The sequence below is a fragment of the Natronomonas sp. genome, from assembly GCF_028274965.1.
In the GTDB taxonomy this organism is placed as follows: domain Archaea; phylum Halobacteriota; class Halobacteria; order Halobacteriales; family Haloarculaceae; genus Natronomonas.
The window spans coordinates 1-2797 of sequence record NZ_JAQCNO010000061.1 but is presented as its reverse complement, the minus strand read 5'-3'; the positions used below and the strand labels follow the sequence as shown (position 1 = coordinate 2797).

Annotated in this window: 5 protein-coding genes and 1 tRNA gene; 4 read left to right on the top strand and 2 right to left on the bottom strand. The window is 70.1% G+C overall.

Annotated features, from left to right (window positions below; translation table 11 throughout):
• Together Q0916_RS09700 and Q0916_RS09695 are read left to right on the top strand one after the other, a co-directional pair.
• On the top strand, window positions 1–266 hold a 266-nt coding region (locus tag Q0916_RS09700), incomplete at its 5' end, for a hypothetical protein (protein WP_299237005.1).
• Between the two features lie 117 nt (window positions 267–383).
• Window positions 384–815, top strand: a complete 432-nt coding sequence (locus tag Q0916_RS09695) for a universal stress protein (protein ID WP_299237003.1) — start codon at window positions 384–386, stop codon at window positions 813–815.
• 1 nt (window position 816) lies between these two features.
• Here Q0916_RS09695 and Q0916_RS09690 read toward each other — a convergent pair.
• Both Q0916_RS09690 and Q0916_RS09685 read right to left on the bottom strand, forming a co-directional pair.
• A tRNA-Ser gene (locus Q0916_RS09690) sits at window positions 817–898 on the bottom strand.
• A 39-nt stretch (window positions 899–937) separates the two neighbouring features.
• Entirely contained in the window at window positions 938–1675 is a 738-nt protein-coding gene (locus tag Q0916_RS09685) for a hypothetical protein (RefSeq protein WP_299237001.1), read from the bottom strand.
• 87 nt (window positions 1676–1762) lie between these two features.
• Here Q0916_RS09685 and Q0916_RS09680 point away from each other — a divergent pair, with 87 nt between their 5' ends.
• Complete coding sequence (locus tag Q0916_RS09680; protein ID WP_299236999.1) at window positions 1763–1981, top strand: hypothetical protein; 219 nt, start codon at window positions 1763–1765, stop codon at window positions 1979–1981.
• A 7-nt stretch (window positions 1982–1988) separates the two neighbouring features.
• Window positions 1989–2723 carry a hypothetical protein gene (locus Q0916_RS09675; protein ID WP_299236997.1) on the top strand — a complete coding sequence of 245 codons (735 nt, stop codon included), beginning with the start codon at window positions 1989–1991 and terminating at the stop codon, window positions 2721–2723.
• The last annotated feature ends 74 nt before the right edge of the window (window positions 2724–2797 follow it).

Below are 2797 nucleotides of genomic sequence, written 5' to 3'. Positions count from 1 at the left end.
GCCGACGGCGAGCCGCCCTCCGACGAGGAGCTCTTCGGGTCGATCGCCGAACGGACGGGGTGACTGGGTGGGCGACACGGCGGAGCGACGGCATCGACGGACACGTCCTCGGCGAGCGCGTCGCGGCCGCGTATCTCAACGCCAAGGTGTCGATGATAGACAGAGGCGGCGTCGAGTTGACGCTGCCGACCGTCGACGGCGCGGAACTGACGATCGACGGCCGCCTCTCGCGCACGTACGAGATGCCCGATCCAGACGTCTACTGAAGCGCTCGCAGCGGCCCCGAACCGTAAAAAAAGCCCGAACGCCCGGAGGGCCACTCGACTCGAATATTTAATTACGACCGGATCGTTGCTCCGACTGTCGGAGGTCCGAACGACGCCATGACATACCTCGTCGCGACCGACGGTTCGGCGGTGAGCGATCTGGCGATCGAACACGCGGCGGCCGACGCGGGGATGTGGGAGCGACCCCTCGAGATCGTCCACGTGTTGAGCGCCGAGGCGGAGCTGATAAACGGGGAGCTCGTGCTCCCCGGCGGGGACAGAGCGATCGAGCGGGGACGCCGGACGCTTGCGGACGCCCGAGAGCTCGCGCGATCGATCGCCAACGACCACGGCGCCGGGATCGACATCGGAACGGAACTGCTGAGCGGATACCCGCCGGAGGCGATCACGGACCGCGCCGAAGAGACGGGGGCAAGTCGGATCTACGTCGGACACCGGGGGCTCTCGGAGGAACGCGAGAAGGTCGTCGGCAGCGTCGCAAAGACGGTCGTCGACAAGGCGTCGGTGCCGGTCTCGATCGTCAGGTGAGCGGTGGGACTGGGATTTGAACCCAGGAGTCCTCTCGGACACCTGCTCTCAAGGCAGGCGCATTGCCGCTCTGCCATCCCACCACACCCTGGATTGACGCCGGGAATGATAGTATCTGTCGCTTACCGCTGGAGCGTCAGCCCGCCGTCGCCGCCCGACACGGCGAGGTCGCTTCGCTCGATCCACGCCGCGAGGTACGGCGGGACGATCGCCTCGGCGCGCCGTCGGGCCCGGACCGAGACGATCGCTCCGGCGAGGTCGGCCGCCGTTTCGAGGTAGGGCTTCGATTCCAGAAGGCCGACGTCGAGACCGGCCTCGAGCGCCCGGTCGGTCAGCGTCCCGAGCGCCGGCGGCGCGTAGCAGTCGGCGTAGTCGATCGGTTCGCGGAAGGCGGCGTAACAGACCCGCCCGCCGTGTGCAGGACCGACGACGACCGGCGTGCTCCGGAGTTTCATCGCCGCGCTGTCGATGTCCGTCCTGGCGAAGCGGGCGGCCTCGGGGCGGACGATCCCGACGGAGCCGACGCCCTCGGTCTCGAGGAGGTGCGTCGCCGTGTTGCCGACGCGGCTCGCAAAGGGCCCGCCGACCTGCGGTTCGAAGCGGACCGCGTCGGGATCGAGGACGTCGGAGACGACCGCCCGAAGCGCCGCTTCGGGGTCGCCGTCGTACCCGACGTCCCCGGCCGAGCGGTAGTTCACGAGGAGTTCGCCGCCGCTCCGGTCGACGGCGAGCACCGAATCCTTCAGGAGGGCTTCGTACAGTTCGGCGGCTTCGGCCTCCGAAAGCGGCGTCGAGGCGGCGAGCGACGACAGGACGCCCCCCGGCTGAGGGGGGTCGGCGAGGACGGCGACGGTGGTCATACCCCCCGTTGGATTCGGCCGCTTATCGGCCCTCCGGAAGCGGCCCCCGACGCCGCACTTTATGTCCGTCGGGACCTGACGATCGGCATGGACCGGATGAAGCTCCTCTCGGCCGCGCTCGTCACCCTGCTCGTCGTCTGGGGTGTCGGTGCCGTAGTCGAGGTGTTCGCGACGACGCTGTCTGTCGGGCCGAACGTGACCGCCGCCGCGGCCGCCCTTTCGTTCGTCGCCGTCGCCGTCCTCACGGCGGTCGCCGTCGGCGCGCGCAGCCGGGGGTGGCTCGAGAACCCCGAGTCGTACTGGTGAACGCCCGATGCGCAGCGTTGCGATCAACGTCGGCGCGAACACGAACGAGCCGGGGTTTCGGGGGCCGATAGCCGCCGACGGCCGCTTCGCGTACGTGCCCATCCCCGAGTCGGAGCCGATCCGCGAGGGCGCGTCGGTGCCGACGTACGGCGATCTCGACTTCGATCTCGGGGTCGACGTCGGAAGCGTCGCGGACGTGGCGGTACATCTCGATCCGGCGTTCGCCGGCGTTCACGGCTGTACGTCGTACACCTACGGCGACCCACACGCCGTCAAGGCCCGCCCGCTGTCGGCGCTCAGTGTGGGCGATTACGTCTTCTTCTACGCGACGCTCTCGACGGCGACGGCGACGGCGGCGGAGGCGCGGGCGCCGGCCGGGTGGATCACCCCCGAGTGGGGGGCGTACGTCATCGGGCACTTCCGGCTCGGGATCGATCCCGTCGAGGCGACCGAGGGGCTCTCGGAGGCCGAACGCGGGCGCTTCGAGGGAAACGCCCACCTCAAGCGCGACCCCTTCGACGCGCGGGTGCTGTTGTACGGCGACCCGGAGGAGTCGGCGCTGTACGACGTCGCCGTGCCGCTGTCGGGCGGTGCGGGCGTCGAGCCGAACCGCCTCGTCACCGAGTTCTCGGAGGACTCGGGCGAGGGCCCGTGGTGGCGGCGGCCGCTGCGGTTCGATCGACGCGGGACCGAGACGCTTCTGTCGGTGCGCGAACGCGACGACAGGAGCGTCGGGCGGTGAGACGCGGGGGTCGGCCGCGACGCCGTGGCTTTTTCGCCCTCGGGGACGCAGAGCCAACATGTCCGATCGCGCGC